Origin of the sequence: Clostridium thailandense, from assembly GCF_019207025.1 — a bacterium.
Taxonomy (GTDB): domain Bacteria; phylum Bacillota; class Clostridia; order Clostridiales; family Clostridiaceae; genus Clostridium_AM; species Clostridium_AM thailandense.
This window is the reverse complement of the sequence record NZ_JAEEGC010000231.1, coordinates 1-4016: the sequence shown is the minus strand read 5'-3', so window position 1 is coordinate 4016 and position 4016 is coordinate 1. Positions and strand designations below refer to the sequence as shown.

The window sequence follows — 4016 nt, the reverse complement described above, 5'->3', positions numbered from 1 at the left end:
AGTAGAACTTTCAGGTGTTCCAAAAGTTAATTTAGTTTAGTATAAAAAGGATATATGGGGCTGTAGAATTAGGCATAATTTTATATTGGCTACAGCCCTCATTTCTAATTGAATTTTAACCCAGCTAATCTCTTTTACACAAAACTAAAAACGTTCTCTTCAAATTAATTTACCTTGAATCCATCAACCTTACTAACTAAATCATCTACAGATTTATCTAATTGTACAGCGACTCTCGAAACTTCTTCTATTGAAGAAGCCATTTCTTCTGCTGATGCTGATATTTGTTCTGTTGAAGCTGATACTTCTTTTGAATCATATACTATTCCTTCAACTTTATTAACAACTATATCTTTAACTTTAACTGCATTCTTGACAGAGTTATAAGTTTTATCCACCATTGGGGTTATATCTTGAACAGATTTTAATATAGCATCAAAGGATTCAATTGTTTTTCCAATAACATTTGCCTGTTCGGTAATTAATTCATCCATTTGCTTTGAAGTATCAATAACTTCTGTTGTTTCTCCACTAACCAAATTTATTAAATTCATTATTTCTGATGCGGATTTACTTGATTCTTCTGCTAATTTTCTAACTTCATCTGCCACAACTGCAAATCCCTTGCCTTGTTCTCCTGCTCTTGCTGCTTCTATAGCAGCATTTAAGGCTAAAAGATTTGTTTGTTCTGAAATTTCATTAATAGAATCTGTTATTTTGCCAATTTCACTTACAGTACTACCTAATCCATTAATCTTATCTCTAACTAAAGAAAATGATTTTTTTACACTATCAATAGATATTGTTAATGATTCAACGAAATCCTTTCCAGTCACTGCTTTGTATTCTGCCGATTTGCTACTTGTATTAACATCTGAGATTTTATAATATATATCATTTAATTCATTATTAAATTCATCTAATTCTTTTGTTATATCTAAGAGCTGACGAGTTTGATTTATAGTTCTATCTGCTATTTCTCCAATTTCTAAGGCTACTTCATTAACTGCTACAGACATTTCTTTTGAATTATTTGTAAGAATATTTGATAAATCACTAACTTTTGAGCTACTTTCTTTAACTCCAAATATGGAAAAACTTAATTTTTCCATTGTATGATTTATTCTCTTTCCCATAATTCCAACTTCATCATTACTAATAATATCTACTTTATTTGTAAAATCACCAGTATCTATAATCTCCATCGCTTTCACAACGCTATTAATACCATTAGTAAATTTTTTTGAAATTGCTATTGCAGATATAATTAAAACTATTAGAACTATTACACCTATAATTCCCATCAAATTAATAACTGCCTTAGATGTTTTCATCAATTCAGCTATTGGTATGTTGGCTATATATATTATCCCCATTTCCTTATCTTCATTATATGCTACTAATTTTTTCACATTGTTATATTCATATTCACCAATTCCTGATTTTTTATTTAAGACCTCTTTAGAAATACCTACTTTTAAAAAATTTTTTGTAAATATTTCATTTTTATTTGGATGAAGTAAAGTTGTACCATCTTCTTGTATAGCAAAAATATACCCTGATGATCCAATTTTAATATTAGTTACATATTTATTTGATAGCTTTTCTAAATCTACAGAATATATTATATATCCAATTATTTTCTGTTCACTATTTAAAATCGGAACACATATCGCAAATATTGATTTTCCAGTACTATTACTCTTTCTGATGCTAGAAACTACCATTCCTTTTGTTTCTTTAACTTTTGCTAAGTAATCAGGCATTGGTGATTTATCTTTGTCAACCCCACTCTTCAAAGCATCTGTTAAGCGTTTTTCATCTCCACTAATAAAAATTATATTAGCAAATACACCATATCTTTTAAGTATTTCTGCATATCTATCTGATACTTGTTCTTTCAATTCTGCTGAAGCATTGTTATTAAAGTAATTTATCAGTATTTCATCTTTCTCACTGCCTAGTGCAAGATTTTTTAACATTTCTATGTTACCTTTCATAGAGTTTTGTGATACCATTAATTCTTCATTTAATCTAGTGTAAGCATCATCTTTATTAGCTTTCTGTAAATTTGAACTTATTATAAATCCTGACACAATTAAAGGAACTATAGCAAAAACTGTAAACAAAATTACAAGCTTATTTTTTAATTTCATAAGTTTCCCTCATTTCTAAATTTATTTTTTTATATCATAGTATTTAGATATATTCTTCATCCAAAAGGTTTTAACTTATCACCTCTTTCATATATCTCTTAAAATTATATAGAATCATTTCAAAATAAGTTTTGATATATAGGATAGGACACTTAACTTATACTCTGGGATATATTGGAATTACTCCGGCACAATAAATACTTTTGATAAGTATCTGGTTTGAGTATATATATAAATTCTATATATAGTTTGACTATCGAAATATATATAGGAATCTGAAGATGTTTGCTAGGGTTTTAAAATTTTTTTGTAAACAATATCTTACTCTACAAAATATGTAGCATTAACTTTTACTATTTTTGGTATATTATTGTTAATATGATGAAAATTATATATAATATAAATGATTAAAATCACAAGGTAAGCAATTCTTCGTAATGCAATTAAAGAAAATGTTTTACCTTAATTTTGTTTTTAGGAGAATATATTATGAAAAATGTTTCTATTGTTGATGTAGCAAAAAAAGCAGGTGTTTCGGTTACTACTGTATCACGTATAATAAATAATGTTGATTATCCAATAGCAGCAGCTACAAAAGAAAAAGTGTTAAAGGCAATTGATGAATTACAATACACCCCTAATAAAGCTGCTCAAGGGCTAAGGAAAGAGTTCAGTGATATTATAGGATTGATTGTAAGGGATATTTCCGATTCATATTTTGGAGAGATAGCTAATGGCGTAACTAATAGAGCTAGTGAACTTGGTTATCTGTCTTTTGTATGTAATACAGGGCGTAATCCTGAGGATGAATTGAGATATCATGATCATCTTTGGCAGCATAGAGTAAAAGGTATAATACTAGCTGGAGGAGGGCTTGATCAAGCGGATTATAAGCAAAAGCTTGAGAGTCAACTTTCAAGACATGAGAAGTATGGATTGAAAATTGTATCCTTAGCTCCTCAGGGAATTGAAATCCCATATGTAATGATAAACGATTTTGAGGCTGGTAAGAAAGTTACAGAATACTTAATTAAACGGGGACATACTAAAATAGCTTTCATTGGGGGGCCACCAAAGGTTTTTACTTCCATAGAGCGTTTAAGTGGATTTAAATCTGCGCTTGAGATTGCTGGTATTGAGTACAACAAAAGCTATATTACTAAGAGTGACTTCTCACAAAAAGGGGGATACGAGGCTTGTAGATTATTACTATCCAAGGTCAAGGATTTGACCGCAATTTGTTGTGCAAATGATAATATTGCTATCGGAGCTATGAGTGCTATTAGAGAACTAGGATTTAGTATTCCAAAAGATATCTCTGTAATTAGTATAGGTGATATAAGAGATGCAAGGTATACAAATCCTCCTCTTACAACACTGACAATTCCTCATTATGAAATGGGTCAGATGGCTGTAGATGTTATTACCCAATGGAAAGAAAAAGTGGAAATAACCTTAAATACATCGATTTTCGAAAGGGAATCAGTGAGGGCATTGAATAAATAGACATAGACAAACACGGCCGAAAGCTGACTTACACTCCAGAATATATTTCCAAATTTCAGCGCGTATAAGTCAACTTTCTGGTGTGGTTATCTATGTATGTTACAATTTTACAAAAATTAGAACCATATATGCTACTGACAGTAGAAATATATGGTTCTTTGTTGTGTGTAAAGTATGGCATAATCTAAATATTTGATTACTAAATATCTGAAATATAAGTTGAAAAAATCAAAAAAATTATTGACATTATAGAAAACGTTTTATATAATAGAATCATAGAAAACGTTACCTATACAAATCATGATATGACTTATATATATTTTTGATAATAAGTTTTATTAAATATATAAGACT

Annotated in this window: 2 protein-coding genes; one reads left to right on the top strand and one right to left on the bottom strand. The window is 29.2% G+C overall.

Features of this window, described 5'->3' with window-relative positions; genetic code table 11:
- Nucleotides 1-164: 164 nt before the first annotated feature.
- On the bottom strand, nt 165-2156 hold the full coding sequence (locus tag I6U48_RS29050) for a methyl-accepting chemotaxis protein (RefSeq protein ID WP_218324002.1): 1992 nt from the start codon (nt 2154-2156) through the stop codon (nt 165-167).
- A 489-nt stretch (nt 2157-2645) separates the two neighbouring features.
- On the opposite strand from I6U48_RS29050, the gene I6U48_RS29045 reads away from it, so the two are divergent.
- Nucleotides 2646-3662, top strand: a complete 1017-nt coding sequence (locus I6U48_RS29045) for a LacI family DNA-binding transcriptional regulator (RefSeq protein ID WP_218324001.1) — start codon at nt 2646-2648, stop codon at nt 3660-3662.
- Nucleotides 3663-4016: the final 354 nt, after the last annotated feature.

What these genes read in the sequence shown, in the direction of transcription:
- I6U48_RS29050 (WP_218324002.1), bottom strand. Translation starts at nt 2,156, where the DNA reads ATGAAATTAAAAAATAAGCTTGTAATTTTGTTTACAGTTTTTGCTATA.
- I6U48_RS29045 (WP_218324001.1), top strand. Translation starts at nt 2,646, where the DNA reads ATGAAAAATGTTTCTATTGTTGATGTAGCAAAAAAAGCAGGTGTTTCG.